General features: G+C 61.0%; 23 protein-coding genes and 1 tRNA gene. 18 read left to right on the top strand and 6 right to left on the bottom strand.

Annotated features, from left to right (window positions below; genetic code table 11):
• Positions 1-191 precede the first annotated feature (191 nt).
• Positions 192-1,589 carry a signal recognition particle protein gene (ffh, locus tag ACIX9_RS07715; RefSeq protein WP_013579918.1) on the top strand — a complete coding sequence of 466 codons (1,398 nt, stop codon included), beginning with the start codon at positions 192-194 and terminating at the stop codon, positions 1,587-1,589.
• Positions 1,590-1,642: 53 nt separating this feature from the next.
• On the top strand, positions 1,643-2,143 hold the full coding sequence (locus ACIX9_RS07710; protein WP_013579917.1) for a hypothetical protein: 501 nt from the start codon (positions 1,643-1,645) through the stop codon (positions 2,141-2,143).
• A 254-nt stretch (positions 2,144-2,397) separates the two neighbouring features.
• Here the strand turns inward: ACIX9_RS07710 and ACIX9_RS07705 are convergent, their stop codons facing one another.
• Positions 2,398-2,937, bottom strand: a complete 540-nt coding sequence (locus ACIX9_RS07705) for an REP-associated tyrosine transposase (RefSeq protein WP_013579916.1) — start codon at positions 2,935-2,937, stop codon at positions 2,398-2,400.
• Between the two features lie 286 nt (positions 2,938-3,223).
• Here ACIX9_RS07705 and ACIX9_RS07700 point away from each other — a divergent pair, with 286 nt between their 5' ends.
• The 6 genes from ACIX9_RS07700 to ACIX9_RS07675 all read left to right on the top strand — a co-directional run bounded on the left by ACIX9_RS07700 (position 3,224) and on the right by ACIX9_RS07675 (position 9,512).
• Complete coding sequence (locus ACIX9_RS07700) at positions 3,224-3,553, top strand: acyl carrier protein (RefSeq protein ID WP_013579915.1); 330 nt, start codon at positions 3,224-3,226, stop codon at positions 3,551-3,553.
• Between the two features lie 289 nt (positions 3,554-3,842).
• Entirely contained in the window at positions 3,843-4,064 is a 222-nt protein-coding gene (locus ACIX9_RS07695; RefSeq protein WP_013579914.1) for a hypothetical protein, read from the top strand.
• Positions 4,065-4,172: 108 nt separating this feature from the next.
• A complete protein-coding gene (locus tag ACIX9_RS07690; protein WP_013579913.1) occupies positions 4,173-4,517 on the top strand; it encodes a hypothetical protein in 345 nt (114 codons plus the stop codon).
• 405 nt (positions 4,518-4,922) lie between these two features.
• Positions 4,923-6,731 carry an amidohydrolase gene (locus ACIX9_RS07685; protein WP_157477384.1) on the top strand — a complete coding sequence of 603 codons (1,809 nt, stop codon included), beginning with the start codon at positions 4,923-4,925 and terminating at the stop codon, positions 6,729-6,731.
• Complete coding sequence (locus ACIX9_RS07680; protein ID WP_013579911.1) at positions 6,728-7,651, top strand: DMT family transporter; 924 nt, start codon at positions 6,728-6,730, stop codon at positions 7,649-7,651. The genes ACIX9_RS07685 and ACIX9_RS07680 overlap by 4 nt, the downstream gene beginning before the upstream one ends.
• Before the next feature lie 172 nt (positions 7,652-7,823).
• On the top strand, positions 7,824-9,512 hold the full coding sequence (locus tag ACIX9_RS07675; RefSeq protein WP_013579910.1) for a trypsin-like peptidase domain-containing protein: 1,689 nt from the start codon (positions 7,824-7,826) through the stop codon (positions 9,510-9,512).
• A gap of 132 nt (positions 9,513-9,644) precedes the next feature.
• On the opposite strand, the gene ACIX9_RS23655 is transcribed toward ACIX9_RS07675, so the two are convergent.
• A complete protein-coding gene (locus ACIX9_RS23655; protein ID WP_013579909.1) occupies positions 9,645-12,953 on the bottom strand; it encodes a protein kinase domain-containing protein in 3,309 nt (1,102 codons plus the stop codon).
• 233 nt (positions 12,954-13,186) lie between these two features.
• On the opposite strand from ACIX9_RS23655, the gene ACIX9_RS07665 reads away from it, so the two are divergent.
• Together ACIX9_RS07665 and ACIX9_RS07660 are read left to right on the top strand one after the other, a co-directional pair.
• Complete coding sequence (locus ACIX9_RS07665; RefSeq protein ID WP_013579908.1) at positions 13,187-13,894, top strand: HAD family hydrolase; 708 nt, start codon at positions 13,187-13,189, stop codon at positions 13,892-13,894.
• Positions 13,895-14,039: 145 nt separating this feature from the next.
• Positions 14,040-14,124: transfer RNA gene (locus ACIX9_RS07660), tRNA-Leu, on the top strand.
• 70 nt (positions 14,125-14,194) lie between these two features.
• On the opposite strand, the gene ACIX9_RS07655 is transcribed toward ACIX9_RS07660, so the two are convergent.
• Positions 14,195-15,478, bottom strand: coding sequence for an MFS transporter (locus tag ACIX9_RS07655; RefSeq protein ID WP_013579907.1), 1,284 nt, complete (start codon positions 15,476-15,478; stop codon positions 14,195-14,197).
• 101 nt (positions 15,479-15,579) lie between these two features.
• Here ACIX9_RS07655 and ACIX9_RS07650 point away from each other — a divergent pair, with 101 nt between their 5' ends.
• The 5 genes from ACIX9_RS07650 to ACIX9_RS07630 all read left to right on the top strand — a co-directional run bounded on the left by ACIX9_RS07650 (position 15,580) and on the right by ACIX9_RS07630 (position 21,199).
• The gene (locus ACIX9_RS07650; RefSeq protein WP_013579906.1) at positions 15,580-15,783 is read left to right on the top strand and encodes a hypothetical protein; all 204 of its coding nucleotides are present in this window, start codon (positions 15,580-15,582) and stop codon (positions 15,781-15,783) included.
• Positions 15,784-16,047: 264 nt separating this feature from the next.
• Complete coding sequence (locus tag ACIX9_RS07645) at positions 16,048-17,592, top strand: TolC family protein (RefSeq protein WP_013579904.1); 1,545 nt, start codon at positions 16,048-16,050, stop codon at positions 17,590-17,592.
• Entirely contained in the window at positions 17,589-17,855 is a 267-nt protein-coding gene (locus ACIX9_RS07640) for a YtcA family lipoprotein (protein ID WP_013579903.1), read from the top strand. The genes ACIX9_RS07645 and ACIX9_RS07640 overlap by 4 nt, the downstream gene beginning before the upstream one ends.
• A gap of 9 nt (positions 17,856-17,864) precedes the next feature.
• Complete coding sequence (locus ACIX9_RS07635) at positions 17,865-19,103, top strand: efflux RND transporter periplasmic adaptor subunit (protein WP_013579902.1); 1,239 nt, start codon at positions 17,865-17,867, stop codon at positions 19,101-19,103.
• Positions 19,103-21,199 carry an FUSC family protein gene (locus ACIX9_RS07630; protein WP_013579901.1) on the top strand — a complete coding sequence of 699 codons (2,097 nt, stop codon included), beginning with the start codon at positions 19,103-19,105 and terminating at the stop codon, positions 21,197-21,199. Before ACIX9_RS07635 ends, ACIX9_RS07630 begins: the two co-directional genes overlap by 1 nt.
• Before the next feature lie 12 nt (positions 21,200-21,211).
• Here the strand turns inward: ACIX9_RS07630 and ACIX9_RS07625 are convergent, their stop codons facing one another.
• The gene (locus ACIX9_RS07625) at positions 21,212-21,400 is read right to left on the bottom strand and encodes a hypothetical protein (protein ID WP_013579900.1); all 189 of its coding nucleotides are present in this window, start codon (positions 21,398-21,400) and stop codon (positions 21,212-21,214) included.
• A gap of 24 nt (positions 21,401-21,424) precedes the next feature.
• Entirely contained in the window at positions 21,425-22,384 is a 960-nt protein-coding gene (locus ACIX9_RS07620) for a helix-turn-helix domain-containing protein (RefSeq protein ID WP_157477380.1), read from the bottom strand.
• A 315-nt stretch (positions 22,385-22,699) separates the two neighbouring features.
• Here ACIX9_RS07620 and secG point away from each other — a divergent pair, with 315 nt between their 5' ends.
• Together secG and ACIX9_RS07610 are read left to right on the top strand one after the other, a co-directional pair.
• Complete coding sequence (secG, locus tag ACIX9_RS07615; protein WP_013579898.1) at positions 22,700-23,008, top strand: preprotein translocase subunit SecG; 309 nt, start codon at positions 22,700-22,702, stop codon at positions 23,006-23,008.
• Between the two features lie 78 nt (positions 23,009-23,086).
• A complete protein-coding gene (locus ACIX9_RS07610) occupies positions 23,087-23,716 on the top strand; it encodes an MBL fold metallo-hydrolase (RefSeq protein WP_013579897.1) in 630 nt (209 codons plus the stop codon).
• 54 nt (positions 23,717-23,770) lie between these two features.
• On the opposite strand, the gene ACIX9_RS07605 is transcribed toward ACIX9_RS07610, so the two are convergent.
• A complete protein-coding gene (locus tag ACIX9_RS07605) occupies positions 23,771-24,934 on the bottom strand; it encodes a pyridoxal phosphate-dependent aminotransferase (RefSeq protein ID WP_013579896.1) in 1,164 nt (387 codons plus the stop codon).
• A gap of 36 nt (positions 24,935-24,970) precedes the next feature.
• Here ACIX9_RS07605 and ACIX9_RS07600 point away from each other — a divergent pair, with 36 nt between their 5' ends.
• Positions 24,971-25,636, top strand: a complete 666-nt coding sequence (locus ACIX9_RS07600; protein ID WP_013579895.1) for an HAD family hydrolase — start codon at positions 24,971-24,973, stop codon at positions 25,634-25,636.
• Positions 25,637-25,743 lie beyond the last annotated feature (107 nt).

The following is a 25,743-nucleotide window of genomic DNA, read 5'->3' as shown; positions in this document are numbered from 1 at the left end:
CGCCACTTCCCATCAACCCGAACCGTCATTCTGAGCGAAGCTCAGAACCTCCGTATTGGCCGTTGACGTTGCCAGTTCTTCCCCTGCCGTCCCGAAGCCACAACCCGCTCGCTAGGCCCTGTTCCCTAGGCTCTAGGCCCTAGGCCCTGTTCCCTAGGCCCTGTTCCCAGAGCCGCTATACTGTCTAAGCCATGTTTGAAAACCTCTCAGAAAAACTCCAGCGTTCCTTCAAGACTCTCCGCGGCCAGGGCACCATCACAGAAGAGAACATCTCCGACGCCATGCGCGAGATCCGCCTAGCCCTCCTTGAAAGTGACGTGAACTTAGAAGTCGTCAAAGATCTCGTCGAGCACATCCGCGTCAAGGCCATGGGCACCCAGGTCACCACCGCCCTCAGCCCCTCCGAGCAGATCGTCAAAATCGTCCACGACGAGCTCGTCACCCTCCTCGGCAAAGACATAGCCAAGTTCCGCACCGCCAGCCAGCCTCCATCGGTCGTCCTCATGGCCGGCCTCCAGGGCTCTGGCAAAACCACGACCTCCGCCAAACTAGCCCAATGGCTCAAAAAGGGCGGCCACCGCCCCATGCTCGTCTCCGTCGACGTCTACCGCCCCGCCGCCCGCGCCCAGCTAGCCGTAGTCGCCAAATCCACCGGAGTAAACCTCTACGAAGGCAAGCTCGACGAGTCTGTCCAGAACGGCACCCCAGAAGTCCTCCGCCTCGCCAAGGAAGCAAAAAAGGAAGCCGCCAACTTCGGCTGCGACATCCTCATCGTCGACACCGCAGGCCGTCTCGGCATCGACGCCGTCCTCATGGACGAAATGGCAGAGTTAAAGAAGCTCCTGAACCCCAGCGAAATCCTCTTCGTAGCCGACGCCATGACCGGCCAGGACGCCGTCAACTCCGCCAAGGCCTTCAACGATCTCCTCACCATCACCGGCGCCATCCTCACAAAGATGGACGGCGACGCACGCGGCGGTGCCGCCCTCTCCATCCGCCAGGTCACCGGCGCGCCCATCAAGTTCCTCGGCACCGGTGAAAAGCCGGACGCCTTCGAGCCCTTCCACCCCGACCGCATCGTCTCCCGCATCATGGGTCACGGCGACATCGCCACCCTCCTCGAGCGCGCCGAATCCACCCTCGACAAGGGCAAGGCCGAAGCCTTCGCCAAGAAGGCCCTCGGCGGCCAGGGCTTCACCCTGGAAGACTTCCGCGAGCAGCTCCGCCAGATCAAAAAAATGGGCTCCATGAAGTCCATCCTCAAGATGCTCCCCTCCGTCGGCCCCTTCGCCGGCATGGCTCAGGCCGCGGAAAACGTCGACGAATCCCAGTTCACCCGCGTCGAATCCATCATCAACTCCATGACCAACAAGGAGCGCCAGAACGCCGACCTCATCAACGGCAGCCGTCGCAAGCGCATCGCCGCCGGCTCCGGCGTCACGGTCGCGGAGGTCAACAACCTCCTACGCCAATACGCCCAGATGTCGAAGATGTTCAAAACCATGGGCGGAGGAATGGGCGGTGGCATGAAAGCCCAGCAACGCCTCATGAGCCAAATGCAACAACAAAAACAACGCTTCGGAAGATAAGCATTCAATGCGATAATTGCGCTTCACTCTCCCGCAAGTAAAGCAGGCTGGCATTGACTCATCTCAATGATTATCTGGAATCAAATTCTGTTCGCACACTTCTCGCCATTATCGCCATACTTGTTTCGATCGGACTCTTTTGGCTAAATAAAAAGAAGAAGACCCTCTCATACGAGATCTTGAGAAATGACAGATTATTCAAACTAAACCTAAATCTCGAAAACCGGATTCAAATTACAGTAGATGGCAGCCCAGCTGAAGATATCAGGCTAGTGATCGTCGACATCCAAAACACCGGTAATGAGCCAATAAAAAGAGATGAATTCGACATGCCACTTCGCTTTAATTTTGGGAACGGAGCCGAGATTGTAGCTGCCAGGGTATTAAGCACAAAGCCTGCCGATTTGGGTGCTCTGATCGAAACGGGTAAAACAGATGTGACTCTCCAGCCATTGCTATTGAACAAAGGCGATGGCTTATCGGTAGAAATTTTGGTCACGGGGCAGTCGCGTCCATCTCCCACTCTGCCCGTATTGTCGGCATATCGCAAATAAAAACTTCCATTAGCGGGAAAAGGCGTGGCAGCCTCCTAGGGCAAATTTTTGTAGCAGCCATCGCGGCCGTGTTAGGTGCGCTGAGTTCAGTAACCTATGCTTTCTCTCACGTTGTAAAAAAATTCCAGACAATCGATGGGAGTCCTATCGCCTTTGTAGCATTCATGGCATTTGCGGCATTCCTTATCGCTCAGACTGTAGCTGTAGTCAGGTCCAGAAAATAGATGAGCGAACCACAATCAAATCCAACCAAGCTACCCTTTGGGTGCCCCACGTCTCGCTTCTGAGACGTGGGTTTCCACTACCTTCCGTTCCTTCCTACCCGAAGTCCATTCAGACTGAATCTCCACCGTCCCTCGCTCACCCGTAAGGTAGTGCCGCCAACTGGACCACTCCCAATCCCCCGGTTCCGTCACCAATCCCCGAACCACCGGGTTCCGATGGATATATCGAAGCTTCTCCACCCTCTTATCACTCGTATAAACATTGAAGTCGTAGTACCGCTTATGCCAGAAGCGCACCCGCCCCATCTGCACCGAAACAGAAAGCTTGAGCGCCTGCAAAGCCGTCGCCAGCTTCACCTCCTTCGGTTCGTTCATGAGTAAATGCACATGCTCCGGCATGACGACATACCCGGCCACCACAAACTCATACCGCAACCGCATCGTCTCCAGAGACCGCTCGAACAGCGCATACGCGTCATTCTCACGCAGCAAAGGCTTCCGTTCATAACAACTGAACGTCACAAAGTGAAAGTCCCGGTTCTCCTGATACCGCACCAAACCCCGCGTCATCCCGCCATCCTAACGCTTGTCCTCTCAAACCCAAACCAGAAATTATCCGTGCCCCATTCATCGCAGCCTCACCGCGATGAGTGGGTTCCAGCCACAAATCCCAACCCACCCCCCCTCCGAATCCCAATCCCAATCCCACCCGCCTAAACAAAAAGGGCCAAAGGCCCGACAACATATTTAGCCTAGGCCGAAGGCCCAGGTAAGCCCCACCCCAACCCCAGAGGGCTGAAAGCCCGATACATAACTTCCCCCACTCAAACCCAGCCCGAGATCGTAACCTAATCCCATGGGCCTCGACACCGTAGAAATCATCCTCCGCACCGAAGAGACCTTCGCCATCGACCTCCCCGACAGCGACTGCGCCCAGGTCCGCACCGTAGGCGATCTCTACCGCCTCGTCCTCGAAAAACTCTCCCTCCCCTACCAACCCGCCACCGAAACCGAAGCCATCCCCACCGCCCACAACCGCTCCCGCCTCCGAACCGTCACCCCCTTCGACTTCACCACCCCGGACGTCTGGCTCACCCTCAAAGCCCTCATCATCGACCAACTCCAAGTCAAAGACTCAGAAGTCCACGAACAAGCCACCTTCATCCACGACCTAGGCTGCGACTAACCACAAATCCGTGCCCATTCATCGCAGCCTCCCCGCGATGATCGAGTCTCACCCGCAAATCCCAACCCACCCCACCCAAAACCCCACCCCAATCCCACCCACCAAAACAAAAAGGGCCAAAGGCCCGACAACATAACAGCCTGGGCCGAAGGCCTAGGTAACTCCCACCCCAACCCCAGAGGGCTGAAAGCCCGACACATAACTCTCCCGACCCCAACCCGCTCAAACCGCCCACGCCCCCCGAACCACCCTTCCCTACCCGCACCCCCTCTGCTACCCTACGCACACCATGATCCAACTCGACCTCCAGCCCGGACTCGAAGCCCAGCTAACCGCAAAAGCCCAGAACCTCGGCCTCTCTACAGTCAAGTACGTCGAGCAGATCGTACTGAGCAAAAACGAGGAAGACGACCACCTCCAGGAAGGCTTGGACGACATCGCCACCGGTCGCACCCGCCCAGCCCGTGAAGTCTTCGCCGAGCTTCACGCCCGCTATGACATACACGGTTAGGCTCTCCCCACCCCACCCCATTCAAACCGATCGCCCCACGCGCGAACCGCCTTCCCTCCCCCATCCCCCTCTGTTACCCTACCGACCATGATCTAAACAGGAGGCACCATGGGAGTGTACGCACCAATCCTCAGCTCAATGTACGAGATCGACAAGGACGGAAACCTCAGGGACCCCAAGGGGGCCGAGTACTTCCCCCGCGGCAGCTTCACCTTCTACACCGCCCCGACCCCGCCCAATGGCACCCCAGCCCACTACCCCACCACCGGCTTCGCAGGCCTCATCGAGATCCAGATCGTCCCCGGCCTGCAAGTCTTCAACCCTGTAATTCCCGGACTACCTAATACAACCGTCCTGTCACCCCGGGAACTGAACAACGCAGGCGTGGCAATGTTCGTAGTCGGCGTCTTCTACACTCCACCCAAGAAGCCCGCCCAGCCACCCCATCATTAGACCTCTGTTCCCATTCCGGGAATCACTAATCAAAAATCTTCACCCAAAGGCCCCAAAACATCGTCAAAAACACCAGCAAATTCGCATGTCAAGCCCCCGCTCGTCCAAAAACCTCCGTAACCTCAACAATCCAAACCACTTAGCCACAAAAAATAGTTGGGGTTTTTACCCCGTCCAATCCGGTACAATTTAACTACTCCCAAAAGAAACAAAACACCCTCGAGCGATCCGCCTAAATCCTGTGAATGAAATACTTTACAGGCATCACCCCTTATAAACAGGGACCTCCCGCATCAAGTCCAGACCTAACTTCAATCGAATGAAGACTTTGGGTACTTTGACCGGGGGTGGGGTATACCCAAAAAGCAGCGCCCCAGCCCGCAGGCGGTTTACACTGCATGGGTGATGAGATCAGCTCTACTCCCCTTCTCTTTCGTGCTGGCTGCGGCTTGTGTTTCGATGGCGCAGGCTCAGGCGGACACCTCGCCCAATACCATCTATGTCCACGCAAACATCCTCACCGGCGCACATCTGCGTGGAAATGACCCTTCCGGTGTCCCAGCACGAGCGACGGCCCTGGCGGTGACGAATGCGAGTGTCGTCGCGGTGGGCGGGGACGAGGAGTTGCTGCGGCTGAAGGGGCCGCATACACAGGTCGTCGACCTGGACGGCGCGTTCGTGATGCCGGGGTTCAACGACGCACATACGCACATGGCTTCGGGCGGGCAGCAGAGGCTGTCCGTGGACCTCGATGCAACGCCTTCTCTGGCCGATATGCTGGAGCGGATCAAGGCCTATACGGCTTCCGCCAAGCCCGGCCAGTGGATCCAGGGCGCGGGTTGGGACCATACCCTCTGGGCGAACAAGACGCTACCCTCCCGGCAGGATCTGGATACGGTGACGGGCGGGCATCCGGCCGTGTTCTACCGGACGGACGGCCATATCGTGGTGGCGAACTCGGCTGCGCTGCTGGCGGCGGGGATTTCAAGCGCCACGACCGCTCCGCAGGGGAGCAAGATTGATCGGGATAAGGACGGGGTGCCGACCGGGATCGTGCGCGAGTCTCCGGCGATTGCGATGATTATGGCGAAGGTGCCGCCGCCAGACCCGGATGTGCGGCGAAAGGCGCTGGAGGTGGCGATTGCCGACGCGCTGGCGCATGGGGTGACGTCGGTGCAGGACTTCTCCGACTGGGACGACTGGCTGGTGCTGGAGTCGATGGAGCATACGGGCAAGCTGAACCTGCGGGTGTCGGAGTGGATGGACTTCAATCTGCCGCTGTCGACGCTGAAGCGGCGGCGGGCGACGCACGATGCGAACGATCCTCTGCTGCACCTGGGACAGTTGAAGGCGTTCATGGATGGATCTTTAGGGTCTCGGACGGCGGCGCTGCGCGAAGGGTATGCGGATGATCCGAACAACTCCGGACTGTCTCGGTATGAGCAGGATAAGGTGAACAATATGGCCGCGGAACGGGCGGCGGCGGGGTTCCAGCTTGGGTTCCATGCGATCGGCGATGAGGCAAACGACGTCGCGCTGAATGCGTTTGAGGCGGCCGAGCAGGTTGGCGTGCCGGCGGATGCGAAGGCACAGATGGCTCATCCGGATTCGGATGTGTCCGAGGGTGCGCCAGCGGAGTACACGGGCAAGGATATGCGGTTCCGGGTGGAACATGCGCAGGTGGTGCTGCCGGAGGACTTTGAGCGGTTCCATACGCTGGGGGTGGTGGCTTCGATGCAGCCTTCTCACCTGCTGACGGATATGAAGTGGGCCGGGGACAGGCTGGGACCGGAGCGGAGCAAGGATGCGTATGCGTGGCGCTCGATGCTGGATCATCATGTGCCGCTGGCGTTTGGGACGGACTATCCGGTGGAATCGATCAGCCCGTTTCGGGGGCTTTATTCGGCTGTGACTCGGGCGAACGAGGGGCGCACGATGACGTTCCACACGGAGCAGAGGCTGACGATTCAGGAGGCGATCTATGCGTATACGCAGGGGTCGGCCTATGCGGAGTTCCGGGAGACGCGGAAGGGGCGGCTGGAGGCGGGATACCTGGCTGACTTTGTGGTGCTGGACCATGACCTGACGAAAGCTACGCCGGATGAGATTCTGCGGACGAAGGTGCTGCGGACCGTGGTCGGGGGACGGATGGTATTTCAGGCTGGCAACCAGGTGATGCCGAGCGGGCGCAAGGCTGCTCTTGACGCCGAATGAGGGTTCTGAAGCCGGCGACTCTGGCCAGGGTTCTGCTGCTGGGGACAGTGCTGGTTTGGGGTGGGTCGTTTGTGGTGGTGAAGGCGGCGCTAGGGGATGCTTCCCCGCTGCTGTTCAACCTGATCCGTATGTCGCTGGCTGCGGTGGTGCTGGCGGGTGTTAACTGGCGGGAGTTGCATGGGGTCACCAGGGCGCAGGTGCGGGCTGGGGCTTTGGCGGGACTGTTTCTGGCGCTGGGGTACCAGTTTCAGACGTTTGGGCTGGTGCGGACTACCGCGGCAAAGTCTGCGTTTATCACCGGGCTGGTGGTGGTGTTTGTGCCTCTACTGACGCTCGTGCCGAGGTTTCGGCCTGCGGGGATGCGGGCTCCGGGATGGACGGCGGGGGTTGGGGCTTGTCTGGCGTTTGGCGGGCTGCTGCTGGTGACGACTCCGGCGGGGACCGCTGCGAAGGATATCTTTGGAACGATTGGGCTTGGCGATCTGCTGACGCTGGTGTGTGCTCTGGCGTTTGCGGGGCACCTGCTGATCCTGGCCAGGGTGTCCAAGGGGATGGGCGCGGGGTTGCTGGGGACGCTGCAGATTGCGGATGCGGCGGGGGTGATGCTGGTGACGCTGCCACTGGAGCCGGTGCATTTTTTTCACCTGACGGGACGGCTGGTGGTAGCGCTGGGGGTGACGAGTGTGCTGGCGACGGCGGCAGCGTTCACCATCCAGAGCTACGCGCAGCAGCATCTGCCAGCGACGCAGACTGCGGTGATCCTGACGCTGGAGCCTGTGTTTGCCTGGCTGACGTCGATGGTGGTGCTGGGTGAGCGGTTGAGCGGGCGGTCAATGGCTGGGGCGGGTTTGATCTTGATTTCGATTGCTCTGATCGAACTTTTGCCGGGCACGATTCACTCGACGGAGATCCCGGGCTGACCGATGGCTACACCTTTCTTCCGGGAATGGCGTCTAACCTGATGTTGCGTCTGCGATGGCGCGGGTGGAGTTATGCCGTGAAGGCGGTCGCCCAGATAAACTAATAAACTAAGTCGCAGGGCTGGCTGTTGGTCCGCGCAAACGCTTTGTTCGAAACGAGGTCACACGCAGAATGGAATCGCCGATGAATCAAGGAACACCGAAGCAGGATTTCTTCACCAAGGTTCGCGCTCATCGCCTGACCACGACGTTTACGCTGTTGACGACGCTGACGGTCGGCGTGATGGCCGGGTCTGTCATGACTCGGGATGTGAGCGGCAAAGAGCAGCAGAAGGTGGATAGCTCGGATGCGCGTCCGATTGTGATTCCGAACCCGGTTACGCTCTCGAACGGCTTCTCGCAGATTGTGAAGCAGGTTGGGCCGGCGGTGGTGAACATCAATACGGAATCGCTGCCGAAGCAGGCTTTGAAGAAGCCGGGGCGGGGCCTGCAGCGTCCGATGCCGAACCCGCATGGCGATCAGGATGGCCAGGGTGGCAACCAGGGCGATATGCAGGACTTCTTCAACAAGTTCTTCGGCGGCCAGAATCCGGGCGGCGGCGGTGGGGATGACGACGATGCGGGCGGCGGCGAACGTCGTGCGCTGGGTTCGGGCTATATCGTCGATCCTCGTGGGTACATCATCACGAACAATCACGTCGTCGACAAGGCCGACAAGATATTTGTGAAGCTGGCGGGCGACTCCGACAGCGCGGACCCTGGATATGCGGCGCGAGTGATCGGCGTAGATACTGAGACGGATATTGCGGTGATCAAGATCGATGCGAAGGAGCCGCTGCCTACGGTTGGGCTGGGCAACTCGGATGGCGCGCAGGTGGGCGACTGGGTCCTGGCGATTGGAAGCCCGTTTGGGCTTTCGCAGACTGTTTCGGCGGGTATCGTTTCGGCGAAGAACCGCTCGATCGACGAGCGCGATGCGCAGGGACTTTCCAAGCAGTTCCAGCGGTTTATCCAGACGGATGCGGCGATCAACCCGGGCAACTCGGGTGGTCCGCTGGTGGATATGGGCGGCAAGGTCATCGGGATGAATACGGCGATCTATACGCAGTCGGCAGGCTCTGAGGGCGTTGGATTTGCGATGCCTTCAAACATCGTGGCGAAGGTATACAACGACCTGATCAGCCCGGAGCATAAGGTCATTCGCGGCTCGATCGGCATTCAGTTCCAGGCTGCGCAGTCGTCTGCAGTGAACCGGGTTTATGGATTTACGAGCGGCGGCGTGATCGTGGGTTCTGTGACGAAGGGCGGCGGCGCAGAAAAGGCCGGGCTCAAGCCGGGCGACATTCTTGTGTCGATCGACGGACGTCAGATCAAGGACGGCGATGACCTGGTGGCGGATATTTCGGCTCGCAAGGTCGGAACCAATGTTCAGATCGGCTACCTGCGGGACAGCAAGCCTGAGAAGCATACGGCTTCTGTGACGATCGGCGACCGGGCTAAGGTCTATGCGGCGCTTGCAGGCGCGGGCACTGAAGATGAGAGCGCACCGGAGGAGTCCGATGCCGGGCAGACGAAGCTGGGCATCACCGTGACGGCACTGCCGGCGCCGGTTGCACAGAAGCTGGGCATCCAGGGCGGCGTGACGGTAAGCAATGTGACGCCGGGGTCGTTTGCGGATGAGATCGGACTGGCCAAGGGCACGTTGATCGTCGAGATCAACAAGCAGCCTGTGGTGGATGACGCGAGCTATCGCGCTGTCGTATCACGGTTGAAGACTGGGGACGATGTGGTGTTCGTAGTGCGTGATCCGCGTGCGAGCAGAAGCAGCGGCAACAGCTTCCTGGGCGGTACGCTGCGGTAGGTTGGTTATAACGGCTGAAAGGCTGAGGGCTCCTGATCTCGTTGGTTGAGAACAGGAGCCCTTGGTATTTGTGGTCATGTGCGAGACGGCAGGTTCCTCCGCTCCGCTGCGGGACGACAAACCAGGAAGACTTTACTTGCTGGCTGCGCGGGCTTCTTTGAGGAGGGGTTGGTTGGCGTCGGCGTCCTTCCAGAGGACGAGGAAGCGGCGGTAGGCGTCGGCGCTGTTGTTCTTGTCCCCGGTCTCGGCGAAAGCGCGGGCTACGCCAACCTCGGCGACCGGGTAGACGTTGCTGCCGATGGTGAACGTGATGCCGCGGTGCGAGAGGACAGTCTGGTAGTCGACGATGCCGACTTGGGTCAGCTTGAGTGCTATGTGGGCGCGGCCGCGGAGGTAAGGGGTGAGGGAGATGAGGTCGTACTGGCGTGCGCCAGTGAGATCGGACAGTGCCGTGGCGGGATCACCGGCCTCAAGATGCAATGCGGCGTTGAGGTCCGCGAGCATGTAGCCATTGACGTCTGTGCTCTGCGGATAACGGCGATGGAGTTCATCGCGGGCGTGGACGGCGGCCTCCGGAAGACGGCAGAGTGCGGCGGCCATGCCGCTGTTGAAGAGGGCTACCATCCCCTGGGGCTTCTCTGCCGCTTCATGGGTAAGAATGGCGACGTTGGCGCAGTCATTGATGAGTGCACGATCCAGGGCACCCTGGGCAAGGAGGTACGCGGCCCCGGACTCCAGTCCCTTGATTTGCTGGGCAGCAGCAGCGCTGGTGCGCCAGAGGGCGAGACCTTCCTCCATGCGACCGGAGTTGTCCATGTAGAGGCCGAAGGTCCAGTCGGAGCGTTGGCCGGGTTTCTTGGAGGTGAAGTCCGCGATGGCCTTCTGGACAATATCGGGCCGGCCTTCCAGATAGCCTGCGCTGATGGAACCTCCTACGCGCGAGAGGCCAAAGTGATGCACTTGTTCTTCGAGCTGAAGCGCGGCGTCATAGCGATCCAGACCGAGCAGCGCGGTCTCCGCCTGGATGTAGGCGTCGAGGTTGTAGGGGTTCTCGGCATAGCCGCGCTGGGCGGTTTGAAGGGCTTCCGCGAGTCGGCCCTGGAGGCGCAGGACGCGGGCAAGGTCGGCGAGTGCTTCGGGATCGTGGGGACGCTCGCTGAGGAAATGCCGGATGACGTTCGTGGCCTGGACGAGATCGCCAGTGGTGGCGACTTCATTCTCGTACTGGGCGAAGGCGCGGGTGCGCTCGCTGGAGTTGGCGGAGGAGGCCTGGGCAAGGCGCGCGGCATCCGCTGCCGCTACCTCTGCGCGCTGTTTGCGGTACAGAACGACGAGGCGGAGCTGCGCCTGCACGAAGCCGGGCTGAAGCGCGACCGCCTGCTGGTAGAAGCCGAGCGCCTCAGCGGGACGACCGGCGATGGCGGCGTCTTCGCCCAGGGTGTAGGCATGGAGCGCGGCCATATCGGCGGTACCCTCACGTGCCAACGGGACGTGGGATTGGGCGATGGAGTCAGCCTCTTCTCCGGCGTTGGCGCGGATATCATCCGAGAGACGGTCAACGGTGGCAGCGATCTCTCCGAGATTCGCGGCGCGGTCCTCCACACTGGCGAGCTGATCGTTGTTGGTGGAGCTGAGGAGGCTAAGGCGGATCGTATAGGGTGCACCGTCGCCTTCGATCGTGCCCTTCAGGTAAGCCTTGGCGCCAATCTTTTCCGCGACGGAGCGGGCCTGCACCGGATTGAGGCCGTTGACGGATTCGATCCCGAGCTGATGGAGGGCGGCGCGATAGGTATCGGTGCTCGCAATCCGGAGGAAGGGCGATTGCACGAGATCGATCTGGAGCGCCTGAGCCAGGGTGCCATCGAGTGTCTTGTTGCCAGTCTTGTTGGTGATATCGGTGACGACGATGAGGTCGCGGTCTGTGAGGAGGGTTGAACCGAAGCGGCCGCGGTTGAAGTGGAAGAACAGTCCCCCGACCGTCGTCAGCGCGACGATGGCTGCGGCGGTAAGGCGCATGCGGCGAAGACGGCGGGTATGGCGGCGTGCCTCAAGAGTGTTGCGATAGCTGTCTCCGTTGAGGTGCAGTGCGACCTCGTCTACCTCTTCCTCTTCTTCAGGGTATCGATCTGCGGACGGGGTGGGAGGACGCGAGGCCGAGGAAAGACGGGATGACTCGGACGCGTCCGGGATCGCCGGCGAAGACTCTGTGGAGGGTGGGGCGGCGATGGGATCGGGGGTGAGATTTGCGGGGCCGAAGAGCTCGTCATTGTCGGGATGGTAGCGCTCCCGGGTGACGGAGGCGAGGGAGCTGAGGCTTTCTGGGATAGGAGTCGAGCCTGAGGAGGAGACACCTTCGCGCGGTCTCTCCGGAGGCCTGAGCGAGATGGGACGAAGGGTCTGGGCGTCCGTGGAGGAGGGGGATGAGGAGCGAGAAGGACTTGAGCCCGAGGGATCGCGTGCGATTTCAAATTGTGAGTCCGAACTACGGCGGCGCATGGGACGCTTGGGCCGAGCGATGGGATCGGTGGCACGGACGAGCGGGACGGTGGCGACGGCCTTGCGGAGCCAGTTGGTAGCGGGCTTGTCCGTCAGGCGGGCGAGTGCTTCTTCCAGCTCACCTGCTGTCTGGAAGCGGGCGGTGCGCTCTTTGGCCATGAGCTTGAGGATGATGCGCTCGAGGTCACGGGGGATGGCGTCGTTCCAGTCTCGAACCGGCTCCGGCGGATGATTGAGTAGCTGTACGAAGACGAGGGCACTGGTGACGCCTTGGAACGGGATCTGGCGGGTCGCCATCTCGTAGAGCACGACGCCGAGGGAGAAGAGATCGGAACGAAGGTCGAGTGTCTCTCCCCTGGCCTGCTCAGGCGACATATAGGCCAGGGTGCCGACGGTGGCGCCAGTGGCGGTGATATCGGACATGCGATCCCGGACGCCGCGAGGTCCATCAATCTTGGCGAGGCCGAAGTCGAGGACCTTGGCCTGAATTTTGCGGGTTGGCTTATCTCCCCCCATATCGACGAGGAAGATATTGGCCGGTTTGATATCGCGGTGGACGATGCCTTTGGCATGCGCGGCGGCGAGCGCCTCTGCGACCTCGCGGGCGATGAGAACAAGCTCATCAACCTGGATGGTACTGCGCCGGATGCGGTCTTTGAGGGTCTCGCCGTGGAGCAGTTCCATGACAAGATAGGGGTCGCCATCCTGCTCGCCGATATCGAAGATGGTGCAGATGTTGGGGTGGTTGAGAGCGGAGGCTGCGCGGGCTTCGCGGAGGAAGCGATCGTGCATGCCGGGCATGGCGAACTCTGAATGGAGCAGCTTGAGTGCGACCTCTCGCTGGAGGCGTGCGTCCCAGGCGCGATAGACGTGGCCCATGCCTCCGCCGCCAAGCCGCGCCTGGATCTCATAAGGCCCGAATCTCCGGCCAATCTCCGGAATCATGCTTTCCGCAGCCCTTTCCTTGCGCAGGTGACTTGATGTTTACGATTCAGCTCGCGCATCGACGACACAACCTATGCGGCGATCATACTCTGTCAATCGCAGCTTCGAGGGAGTCGATGGGGGGAGCATCCAGTGGGGTAACGGTTACTCGGCCTGCGTCTCCGGAATGAGATTGAGGGAGGGGCCGATTGCTATACTTCAGCCTTGAAGGAATCGGAAAAGAGGCCAGGCAAGTGAAGACCATACTCCGCAGCGGGCAGACCCTGCTCTTCGACGCGGACGATACGTTGTGGGAGAACAATATTTACTTCGAACGGGCGATCGCTTCGTTCATCTCCTACCTGGATCATCGCGTGCATACGATGGACGAGGTTCGTGAGCATCTGAATCGGACCGAGCGGGCGACGATCGCGGCGCATGGCTATGGGTTGAAGAGCTTTCGCAAGTCGCTGGTGACTTGTTTCGAACAGTTGACGGCAGCGCGGGTGACGCCGGAACAGCACGAGCGGATCGTCTCGTTTGCGAACTCGATCAACGAGCAGGAGATCGAGCTGCTGCCGGGCGTGCAGGCGACGCTTGCGAATCTGCAGGGGCGGCATCGGCTGCTGCTGGTGACCAAGGGCGATCACGATGAGCAGATCGATAAGCTGAAGCGCTCCGGCCTGGAGAGCTACTTTTCCGGTACAGAGGTGCTGGCGGAGAAGCATGAATCGGCCTACCGCGCACTGGCGGAGCGGCATGGCTGCGAGGCGGAGACGACGTGGATGATCGGCAACAGTCCCAAGTCCGATGTGAATCCGGCACTGGCCGCAGGGCTGAATGCAATCTTCATTCCGCATGACTTTACGTGGGTGCTGGAGCATGAGGTGGTGAACCGGCCCGGCGCTCACCAGAGCCTGCTGGAACTGGGGACTTTCGAGGAGATACTGGAGCACTTCTAGGCGAATGGCCGGGTGATTCCCTGCCGCGTAAGTTGTGCAAATCCGGTGTGCCCACAGGCCTTCCGCGGATGCTATACTTATCTTCGGATTGCACGTCACACTCGAACTTTTTCCGACTCTGTTGGAAGCCTGGTTCGAGCCTCATGCGGAGGTGGCGAAATTGGCAGACGCACTAGCTTGAGGTGCTAGCGCCGCAAGGCATAGGGGTTCAAGTCCCCTCCTCCGCACCAATCCTCACTTCAGAAACAAAGCGAAAGGCCAGCCCTAATCGGCTGGCCTTTTCGTTTGGTGCCGCGTGTCTTATTGCGTCGAGAGACCGGTGTGCGGCTGTCTGCGGAAGGTGGGGGTCTTCCTCATGACCAGCAGGAAATAGCCTGCGACGATGATGAGCGCCAGGCCGAAGCTGGCGACGGCCGTAGTAACGCCGATGAAGGGGATGAGCTTACCGAGGACCAGTGCGCCGAGCGGGATTCCGGCGCGGAAGGCTAGGTTATAGACGCTCATAACCCTGCCACGCATGGAATCGACCACGATGACCTGGACGAGCGACAGCATCAGCGACGCTGAGGCCATGACGGCCATACCGGCGAGGAAGATGAGCGCACAGGAGAGTGGGAACGAACGGGAGATCGAGAAGGCGGAGGTTGCGCTGCCGAGAACGATCAGGGCAAGCACGGCCAGACGTCCCTGGCCTTTAAATTTCTCCATCGCCGCGACCATCAGGGCTCCGCAGATGGAGCCGGCGCCGGAGAAGATCAACAGCAGCTCATAGGTTCCGGGGCCGCGGTGAAAGACCGTCCGCACAATGACGGGGAGAAAGCCGGTCAGCGAAAAGCCGAAGAGCGTCGTGCAGAACGCGAGCACGACCAGAGGGGTCAAGCCTTCGCGCTCCCGGATGAAGGTGATGCCTTCCTTCATGCTCTTCATGACGGAGATCTGGGTCTTGGGCGCGGTGAAATGGACCTTGATGAGCAGAAGCGAGAGGATGACGGCGACATAGGAGACCCCATTCAAGGCGAAGCACCAGGTCGCGCCGAAGACGGTGTAGGCGAGTCCGCCGAGGGTTGGTCCGATGATGCGCGCCAGGTTGAACTGGATGGAGTTCATAGAGATGGCGTTGGCCAGATCCTCTTGCGCGACCAGGGTGGGGAGCAGGGCTGAATAAGCCGGGCCTCCGAAGGACTGGCCGACGCCCACCAGGAAGGAAAGCGTAAGGATATGCCAGACATGCACCGTGTGGGTGGCGAAGAGCGTGGCCAGCACAAATGCGCAGACCATCTGAATGTACTGCGAGGAGAGCAGCATCTTCTTTCGATCGAGGCGGTCTGCAAAGACACCGCCGAAGAGCGAGAAGAGCATGATGGGGAGCTGGCCGAGAAAGAGATCCAGGCCCAGGTAAAAGGGGTCCTTGGTGAGGTCATAGACCAGCCAGCTCTGGGCAAACTGCTGGACGAAGGTGCCGATGGTGGAGACGCAGGCACCCAGCCACATGATGCGGAAATCGCGATATCGGAAGGCTCTGAAGATACGTTTTAAGAATGGCTGGCTGTCGGACACGCGATTGGGGGGCTCCCTCTCGATCATATGTCGAAAACGGGTGCAGGCACGGAACGGGAGCAATTGAGGGCCGCTCCAGCTCGCATTTCAACGGATTAAAATCAGGGAAAGCATGAGAGGATTTCCTTATGAGTGATTTCATTCCCAAAGCAGGTGCCATCAAGGTAGGCGGGCTTGGCCGGCAGGCGCAGAAGCTGCAGGCGGCGCGTGAGAAGGCAGCGAACGTCAAGAGTGGCTCGAAGGCCGTTCCCGGTGCCTCCGTGGCTTCGTTCAAGGCAAAGGATTCGTTTGCCAACACCAAGAAAACAACGTTTCAGCGCAAAGCTGTCTAAGACAGATTGCGCATGGAGCGATCAAGAGGCCGGTCTGAATCAGATCGGCCTCTTTAGTTTTGCGTGGCGTAAGTCTTGCTGGAACTATAGTTAGGTCGAGAGCAGTAGCCCGAAAGAGTGTTGTCGTCCGGTGCCGGGCGCGTTAGGCTAACGTGTATCGGAAACAGATGTTTGGCTCTCTCATGTTTTTGCAGGAGCGTCACCGTTGTGCGGAGACGGACTCCTCCTCGCTGCATCTTGTAGTTCATTGGTGATCCTGTTTTGATGCTCGGCTCGATGGCTCAACACGATCCTCATGACTCCTCACTCCTTCGAGGAGCGTGCGCGGTAGCGGCGCGCGGGGCGGCGGCTGGACTCGCACTTCCCTTTCTGCTTCTGACCCTCTCGACTCCGGCACTCTCAGCGCAGGCCCCTTGCGCCGGTACGGCTCCTTCACCGGCTGCTGCCGCCGACTGTACCGCGCGGAACACTCCGGTGGCCACGGTCGCGCCGCTGGACCCGAACCATACGTACTCACTGACCGAGCTGATCGACCTGGCGGAGCACAACAACCCGCGCACCCGCATTGCGTGGGAGCAGGCCAAGCAGCGGGCCAACGCGCTGGGCGTTGAGAAGAGCGCATACTTTCCCCTGCTTGTCTTCCAGGCCATCGGCGGCGACCAGCGCACGATCAGTCCGTTTCCAAAGTCGCTGGAGCCACAGGGCTTCAACATGGTTGAGATCCCGATCATCCAGCCGGGGCTGAACCTGCAGTATCTGCTCTTCGACTTCGGCACCCGTTCGGCCCGCGTGGATGCGGCGCTGGCGGACAAGATTGTGGGTGGCGCGAACTTCGTGCAGGCCAACCAGGAGGTGGCGTTCCGGGTGGCGACGGCGTACTACCGGCTCCTCACCGCGCAGGAACGGCTGCAGGCCACGCGCGAGACGTTGAAGACCGGGCAGACGACGCAGGATGCCGCCGAGGCGCAGCTCGCCAATGGGCGCAGTACCATTCCTGACGTGCTGAATGCGAAGGCGGAGACCTCGCAGGATGTCTTCGATATGGAGTCCGCGGATGGCGACGAGAAGATCGCTCGCGTTGAGTTGGTCGAGCAGGTGGGTGCAGAGCCTACGCCAAACATCAACATCGACGCGATGAGCAAGGCACCGCTGCCCGAAACACTGACGGTATCCATTGAGGAACTGATCGAACGTGCGGTGGCTGGGCGGCCGGATCTTGCCGCGCAGGCGGCGGAGATACGGGCGGCGGAGGATCGGATCAAGGTCGCCAAAGGCGCGTACAAGCCGCGCATCACCCTGACCGCAAGCGGCGCCCAGACCTCTATCTGGCCCACGGCGGACTATGGCGCGCTGGGCCGGGCGAGCGAGCCCACCTGGTCGGCGATCCTTGGCGTGGAGTGGAGAGTCTTCGACGGTGGCGCGCGGCGTAACCTGCTGGAGTCGGCGCAGTCACAGAAGCGGCAGGCCCAGGACGAGTACACGGAACGGCACGACCGTGCGACGCGTGAGGTCTGGACCGCGTACATCGCCTTCCGCACCGCGCTCAAGAAGCAGCAGGCTGCGGTCGCGCTGATGGAGGCGGCGAACGAGTCGTATGGCGCGTCACTGGAGGCTTACAAGTATGGGGTCAAGAACCTCATCGACGTGGTGACCGCAGAGCGCCAGCTTGCACAGGCTCGGCTGTCCGGTGTTTCAGCCCGCTCTCAACTCTTTCTAGAGGCCGTGGACCTGGAGTTCGTAACCGGGAACCTGCTGCGCAGCCTACCGCCCGCAACCAAACTTGAACCAAAGGACGGTGCCGCAAAATGAAACCCATACGGCACAGCCAAGCTGCCTTTACCGGACTCTGCCTGCTGCTGACGGGCTGCGGTCATGCACCCAACATCGACATCATCGGCAGCTTCTTTCCGGTCTGGATGCTTTGCCTTGCGATCGCGATTGCGCTGTCGTTCGTGGTCCGGGTTTTCCTGGTGCGCCTCAAGATGGAGAGCGAGGTGGGCCCGCTGGCCCTCTTCTATCCCTGCAGCGTTATCTTCTTCACCAGCCTTATGTGGCTGATTTTCTTTCGGTAGGAGTGAGCCATGCCTCAGACAGACCAGACTGGAACTCTTCCGCCAGCCACACCGCCTGTACCAGCAGAAAGGCCGCATGCGCTTGCGGGACGCATCCTCGGCATCGGTATGGCTGTGGCCGCGCTGGTGACGCTGGGGCTCGTGGTCGCTCAGACCGATCTTCATCCGCGCACGGATGACGCGAGCGTTCGCGCCAACTACATTGAGATTGCGCCCGAGGTAAGCGGCCGGCTGGTCGATCTGCCGATCCGGGACAACGAGTACATCAAGCAGGGCGATCCGCTGTTTCTCATCGACCCGCGGCCTTACGAGTACGCGCTCAAGCAGGCACTCTCCGACCAGGACGACCTGGAGCAGCAGATCATCGATGCGCGCCGGCACATTGCCGCACAGGCCAGCGCCGCGCAGGCTGCACGTGCGACGCTCGTCAGTTCGCAGACCGGTATCCAGACCGCGGGCAGCACGGTGGATGTTGCCTCCGCGACGGTCTCACGCGCGAAGGCTAGCGTCGAGGCAGCGGATGCGCAGCTCAAGCTGGCCACCAACAATCTCCATCGCATTGAGCCGCTGCTCAAGAAGCAGTACGTCACGGTGGAGCAGATCGACCAGGCCAACACCACGGTTCGCGTGGCGCAGGGCAGCTACGATGAAGCCGTCGCCGCATTGAATGTAGCGCAGGCGCAGCAGCAGCAGGCGAGCCATCGCAAGGTGGAGGCGTCCGCGCAGGCGAACGAGTCCGAGGCCCGGCTGGGGCAGGCGATTCATGCGATCGATACCGTCGATACGCTGGTGTCGCAGCGGCCATCCAAGGCTGCGAAGGTCGATAGTGCGCGGCTCGATCTGGAGCGCACCAAGGTGGTCGCGCCGTTCAACGCATATGTCACCAACATGAACATCTCGCAGGGCGCGTATGCACGGCCCGGGCAGGCGATGTTCACGCTGATCGATACGCGCACCTGGTACGTGATCGCCAACTATCGCGAGTCGAAGCTGAAGAACATCCACCTCAACGATCATGTGGATGTGTTCGTGATGGGCCATCCGGACCGGCGCTTCAATGGCATCGTGGAGAGCATCGGATACGGTGTTTTTCCTGAGGATGGCGCGGTTGCCGGGGGGCTGCCCAACATCGATCGCACGTTGAACTGGGTTCACCTTTCTTCGCGCTTTCCGGTGCGGATTCGGGTGAACGATCCGGACCCTGAGCTGTTCCGCATCGGTGCCACGGCTGTAACGGTCGTGCGCTGATGCCGGTGAGCGCCCTGCCGCGGACGCCTGCCGCAGGCCTGCTCCTGCCGAGGCCCACCTGGGCCCAGGCGCTGCTGCAGGACCTTCAACCCGTACCAGGCCGGCTCCACAGCACACTGCGCATCGTGCTGGCCTCGGTGATCGCGCTGCTGCTGCTGGAGACACTGCAGATGCCGTTCATCTCGCTGGGTCTCTACTTCATGTTTCTGGTGGGCCGAGACAGCCCCGCCATCTCCTTCCGCACCAGCTTTATCTCCCTGCTACAGATCTGCTTCATCATCTTTCTGGAGCTCTCGGTCGTCATCGTCTTCGACAACGATCCGATGGCCCGGCTGCTGAGCGTGGTGATCGTCACCTTCATCTCCGCGATGATCCTGGTGGCGACGAACTATCCTGCGCTCGGCCCCAGCGGCGGCCTGATCTTCTGCACGGTCATCTCGCTGTGGGAGTTGCATGCGCCGGCGGATCGCCTGGTGAAGACGTCGCTTTACCTCATCGGGACATTCACGATCTCGCTGGGATGCGCGGTGGCGGTGGAGTATATCTTTGCTGTCCGCAATCCGGCGGATCAGCTCCAGGAGCAGCGGCGCATTCGCTATCACGCGCTTGCGGAGATGTTCCAGGCGTTCGCGGATGGGGCACCGTTGGCGAAGCGCTTTGAAGCTGCCACTCAGGTCTCGCGGCTGGCCAGCGCCGGCCAGAGCGGCATGATTCAGCTCTACAACGACATTGTGGAGCGCAATCTGGACACCGGCGCACTGCCCATCGCGGCGAGGCCCCGGATCACAATGCTGGCGCAGTTGATGGACATCTCGGCGGCCTTCGGATTGCAAAGTTACGCGGTGGACGACCCCGAACTGCGTGAACGGTGCGCCCGTCTGGCGGAGGATTGCCATGAGATTGCTCCAAGCTTCTTCCGGCTTCCCCAAAAAGATCTGGCGAGGCGTGAGTTTGAAACCGGAAGCCTGCTGGGCCGTGTGGAGAACATGATCCACACCATCATGACCATGCCAATGAGCGGACCTGAGGTCAACAACCGCGAGCTTGTTTCGCTGCCGTCGCACAAGGTGCCGTTCTTCATTCCGGGTGCAGTGCGGAGTCCGGACTCAGTCGCCTTCGCGCTGAAGATCAGCATGTGCGCCACCTTCTGCTACATCCTCTACCATGCGCTCCACTGGCCCGGCATCTCCACCTGTGTGACGACCGTGCTGGTCACCGGACTCAGCAGCACTGGCGCGATCAAGCAGAAGCTGATCTTTCGCGTCTTTGGCGCAATCATCGGTGGACTGATTCTTGGGATTGGCTCAACCTCCCTGCTCTTCCCGCATATGGATTCGATCACGTCCCTGGTGGTGCTGACCGCGTGTGTCTCCTTCATCGCCGCGTGGGTCGCGGCTGGACCCAAGTTCAACTACATCGGGCTGCAGATCGCGTTCGCCTTCTTCAGCGTGGCCTTCACCGGCTTCAGCGCGCCCACCGAGCTGGCACCCGCACGCGACCGGTTCATGGGAATCCTCATCGCGCTGGCCCTGATGGCCTTCGTCTTCGACCTGCTCTGGCCGGTCCGGACCGTGACCGTCATGCGGCGTAACCTGGCTTCCGTATTGCGGCTTGGGGTGGACCTGTTGGAGACGCTGAACTCCACCCAGCATCGCGCTGACGCGCTGCGCCACGGAGATGTACTCCGCGATCAGGTAGGCAAGACGCTGACCGGATTGCGCAGCGCAAACGGCTCCGTGGCCTATGAGTTTGGAGCTGAGCTGGAACAACATATCCAGTCCGGCGACACGATTATGGCAGCCGCAGTAACTGCCGTTGCTCTCTTCTGGAATCAGCTTGCGGTGTTGCATGAGGGTTCAGACCACAGCCTGTTCACCGATCCCGGGCTCCGAGCCTTAAGGCATCATCTTGCGAACAACATGACCGCCATGGCCGAGGCTGTTGTGGAGAAGAAAGCCATCCGCATCGAGGACGTCAGACAACTGCTGGAGCCGGGGTTGTTGGCAGACAGCCGTCACAGCGAGTACGCCCGCAATACCGTGGCTCGGTATGAAGAGCTTGAAGCCCTGACCGCGAACCTCAGCCTGCAGATTTAGTCCGCGCATCCTTTACGCGGCGGAGTCATCGATCGTACAAATCTCAAACTCCCGCTTCTGGAGTGCCATGCGGAGCTGTTGATTTCTCATGAGGAGATGGCAGACCAGATCCTGCATCGATCCCATCAGGAACAAAAGCTCCGCCTTGGTGCGCGGCGTTCCGAGGTTGTCTTGCTTTGCTGACGGATGTGCGTTGTTCATCGCTTGCCTTTCGATGATTCGGGATCAACAGGCCGGGGGCGCAAACTCAGTTGTAGACTCATGCCGTGCCAGTTGCACGTAGCTACTCGCATGGGTGGCGCGTGACCGCACCGAGCGCTCGCGGCGCCAACGCCCGGGACTGGTCCCGACGATCGCGCCAAAGGTTCTGCTGAATGCCGCCTGATCGGAGAAGCCAGACCGCAGCGCAACCTCAGGCAGTGGGTCGATGCCATGCGAGAGCATCGCCTTGGCTCGCTCCACGCGCTGCAGCAGCAGGTAACGATGGACCGAATGCCCAAAGGATTTCTTGAACGAGCGCGTCATCTGGCTGACCGAAAGCTTGCATTCGCTCGCAATCTTCACCAGCGGCAGAGCCGTGCCGAGATCCTGATGCAGAAGCTGAAGCACGCGGCGCTTCTGCCAGGGTGCAAGACCGCCCTGCAGCAGCTCAACCGTCTGGCCAGCGCTGTAAGTCTTGAGGACGTAGCCGCAGAAGGTTCGTTGAAAGCTGTCCAGCACGACATCGCAACAGTCTGCCGGCCGATCCAGAAACGGCAGGATCATCTGCGTTAGTTGCCGGATCACGGGATCGGCGACCTGATCGACCATGCGGAGCATACCGATCCTGGGCATGCCGGACTCATCCGCCAGCGCATTCAGGGTCGTCCGGGGGAGATGGTAGATGACGCGGTCCGACCCCGAAGGCACATGCAACTCTGCCTGAAGGCTCAGGTCAAGGATGGCGAGACCGCCTGCGGGCGTCTGTGCTCCAGGCATCGGAGCCAGATCGACCAGCAGCAGAAACGCCTGTTCAGACGTCAGCCTCATCACCCGGTCTGGCGAGCCCGGCTCGGAGGTGAGCCGCGTGATCGCTATCTGGTGTCTGGCCAGCGACGGAACCAGCAGAACCCGCTCCTTCCGAATCCGGAACGCCCCTGCGATCCGCTCCTTGTAGTCCCTTCGTTGATCTGCGCGTTCCATCATGATCGGCATCCCATCCTTCGACGGCTTTTGAAGCCTGAATCGGTGAACCGGGCGGCAACTCCCGGTGAGTGATCGGTTCTCTCGTGATGGACTAACCTTACGGATCGCCGCCTTTCCCGGATAGGCCACAAAGAGCCATTTCGGAACCCTCTTTCGAGGCATCCGCGCGGCTTCCCTTGGGAGAAAGGATGCGGAGGAAAGGCGAAACCAGTGGTAAACTAGTGTGCAGGTTAAGGTATCGGTCAGCTCTGCGGGTCTGACCATCCTCCCGTTTCGCAGTCCTCATCTCGCATCAAGGAAGCAGCCCGGACCACCATGAGTTTTCTGCTTTATCTGCTCGTCGCTCTCCATGTCATCGTCAGCCTGTTCCTGATCGGCGTCGTCCTGCTCCAGACCGGCAAGTCCGCCGACCTCGCCGGCGCGTTCGGCGGCCAGGGTTCACAGACCGCCTTCGGTCCCCGCGGCGCAGCCAACGTCCTGACCAAGCTGACCGCGTACTCGACTGTGATCTTCATGATCCTGTCCTTCAGCCTGACCATCATGTTCTCGCGCACCTCCAGCCGCGACCACTCGGTCCTGTCCGGAACGCCGACGCAGCAGAGCGCACCCGCCTCTAAGAAATAAGCTCTACAGCCGTTCCACACGATGCGCAGGCCCTTCGGTCTGCGCATTTGCTTTTGCCGTTACCGCCCAGGAGAAGTAATGATTCACGAGATTCTCGCCGTTGGTCCGCTACGCTGCAACTGCTCGATCCTGGGCGACGAGATCTCGCGTGAGGCGATCGTGGTCGATCCTGGTGACGACATCAGCCGCATCATGGCGCTCGTCGCCAAACACAACCTCACCGTCAAGCAGATCCTGATCACCCACGCGCACATCGATCACATCGCTGGAGCGCAGGAGTTGAAGCGACTCACCGGCGCGCCCATCCTCTACAACCAGCGCGACCTCCCTCTCGTCGCCATGATGGACGTGCAGGCCGGATGGGTCGGGATGAAGACTCCGGAGGTTGCCGCGCCGGATCAGGATCTTGCGGATGGATACGTCTTCTCCATCGCGGGGCTGAACGGGATCGCACACCACACGCCAGGTCATACGGAGGGCAGCGTCTGCCTGCACCTGCCGGAGCAGACATTGCTGCTTGCCGGAGACACCTTGTTTCAGGGCTCAATCGGCCGCACGGACCTGCCCGGTGGCGATCTGAAGACCCTGCTGCGATCCGTCCACAACAAGCTCCTGACATTGCCGGATGAGACCCTTGTCATCCCCGGACATGGCGACTCGACCACCATCGGCGAAGAGCGCGAATCGAACCCGTTTCTGCAAACCTAATTGTTTGTGGGGCTTGAAAGAGATCGCTCATCCAGAGCTTCCTCCCACCGCACCTCATGTTAACGAATTAGATTCACACCAACGGGCGAGCCTCAGCACGCCTTCCGCGAACTCAGTCACCGGCCCAATCAGGATGACGACGATCTGGTTCTTACCCGGCAGCGCGTAGAACGAGCCGGGATGGACGATCACCCCGGCCTCCTGCACCAGCGCATCAATCCGTCCCTCCGCCACGACCGGCAGCCGCAGAACTGCGCTCCAGCCCGCCTGAACCGGCAGGGCCTCCAGGCCGGCAGCAGCCAAAGCCGCAAGGTTCGTCTGCGTACGGGCGACGATCTGCGGCACAATCGATTCCCTGCTCGCCAGCCAGGTCGGCAGCGCGTGCTGGGCCGGTGCGTTCATGGAGAGGAAGGTGTCGGCGATAACCTCCAGCCGTCCGAACGCCTCCGCAACCAACTCCCCCGGCCCCTGGCAGGCGAGCCATCCGACCTTCATCTGCGGCAGCGCCGAGATCTTGCTCAGGCCGCTCAGCACGAAGGTCAGGGCGGGATGCGGCCCGGTGGCGAAGCTCTCCACCGGCTCACCCAGGCTGTAATCCAGAAAGACCTCATCGACGATCAGGGCAAGCCCATGCTCCGCGCAGATCGCCTCCAGTCGTTCACGTTCCGCGCGTCCGGTTGCGTGCCCAGTGGGGTTGTTGGGATGCACCAGCAGAACCGCCCGGGTGCGCGGCCCGATCCTGCGCTCAAGCTCCGCGAAGTCGATCCACCAGCCGTAGTCGTAAAACAGCGGATACGGCTTCAGGTTTACGTCGTCCAGGTCGGCGAGGAAGTCGAAGAGCGGATAGCTCGGCTGCGCGACCAGCACCTCGTCACCGGGATCGCAAAGCAGCCGAAAAAGGAAGCTGTAGGCCTCGCTTGTGCTGGTGGTCAGCAGAATCTGCGCCGGATCGACGAGCGCATTGTTGTCCGCATAGTACTGCGAGACGGCCCGCCGAGCGCTGGTCAGCCCACGCGGGTCAGGGTCGTAGGTCATCGCCGCCGGGTTGGTAAGGGCTCCCAGAATAGCCGCCGAGTCGTACTCAAAGCCGCAGAGCGTGGGGTTCGAGAGCGTGAGATCGATCAGGCTGCGGCCGCTGCTGCGCACCTGGCGGACGGCCTCGGCCAGCGTGCTCTCACCGGTGTCCCAGGCAGTTCGTTTGGAGAAGCGGACGGGCATCTCTCCATGGTAGCGGCTCGCCTAAAATGAGGTTCTATGCAACCTGAAGATCAGAAGAAACCCGTCATTGAAGCCGTCCTGTTCGACTACGGTCTGGTGCTGACCGGACCGCCCGATCCCGCGGCCTGGGCCGAGATGCAGCACCTCCTCGCGCTCGACGAGGCCACCTTCTCCCACGCCTACTGGAAGCACCGCTCGGACTATGACCGGGGTACCCTCAACGGGCGCGGATACTGGAGCGCGATCGGCCAGGATGTCGGCCATGTTCTGGCAGCGCCCCAGATCGACGGACTCATCGCCGCCGATACGGTTCTTTGGACGCAACTCAATCAGCCCATGGTGGATTGGGCGCTGCGCCTGCAGGCCGCCGGCACGCGCACCGGCATCCTCTCCAACCTGGGTGACGAGATGATGCACGGCGTCCTGGCCGCGCTGCCCTGGATGGCCGGCTTCGATCACCTGACCTTCTCTCACCATCTTCTGCTGATCAAGCCGGAGGCTGCCATCTACCAGCACGCGGCGTCGGGTCTCTGCGTGCCTGCGGAACGCATTCTCTTCGTCGATGACCGTGAGGAAAACATTGCCGGAGCCATCGCGGCGGGGATGCAGGCGATCCGCTACGAGACCCAGCCGGCCTTCGAGCAGGCGCTCGCGGCGATGGGTGCTACCGAGTTGTGGACGACCGGCAACTTGAACGTCTAAGCGGTTCACTTGTCCCACTTTGGGACAAGTGCCTTGGTCAAGCGGAAAGTTTCCAAAACAGACCCACCGAATCCGCTCAGGAACGTGGATATTGAGGACAGGCTGCA

The sequence above is a fragment of the Granulicella tundricola MP5ACTX9 genome, from assembly GCF_000178975.2.
GTDB lineage: Bacteria > Acidobacteriota > Terriglobia > Terriglobales > Acidobacteriaceae > Edaphobacter > Edaphobacter tundricola.
The sequence above is the reverse complement of the archived record's forward strand: the minus strand, read 5'-3'. Positions and strand labels throughout refer to the sequence as shown.